The following is a 288-nucleotide window of genomic DNA, read 5'->3' as shown; positions in this document are numbered from 1 at the left end:
TTCGAAGGAGAGCAAGATGGCTTCGCTGCGACAGATCGCGTTTTACGGCAAGGGTGGCATCGGCAAGTCCACCACGTCCCAGAACACGCTTGCGGCCCTGACCGAGCTTGGTCAGCGCATCCTCATCGTGGGCTGCGACCCGAAGGCGGACTCGACCCGCCTGATCCTGCACGCCAAGGCGCAGGACACCATCCTTTCGCTGGCCGCCAACGCGGGTTCGGTGGAAGACCTCGAGCTCGAGGACGTGATGAAGGTCGGCTACAACGACATCCGCTGCGTGGAGTCGGG

The 288-nt window shown here is 63.5% G+C and carries 1 protein-coding gene; it reads left to right on the top strand.

Annotated features, from left to right (window positions below; genetic code table 11):
• Window positions 1-16: 16 nt before the first annotated feature.
• A partial coding sequence (locus V5F74_RS25995; RefSeq protein WP_394010509.1) for an AAA family ATPase occupies window positions 17-288 on the top strand: 272 nt, incomplete at its 3' end.

Source organism: Xanthobacter aminoxidans (genome assembly GCF_043193615.1).
Classification (GTDB): Bacteria; Pseudomonadota; Alphaproteobacteria; order Rhizobiales; family Xanthobacteraceae; genus Xanthobacter; species Xanthobacter aminoxidans.
The sequence above is the reverse complement of the archived record's forward strand: the minus strand, read 5'-3'. Positions and strand labels throughout refer to the sequence as shown.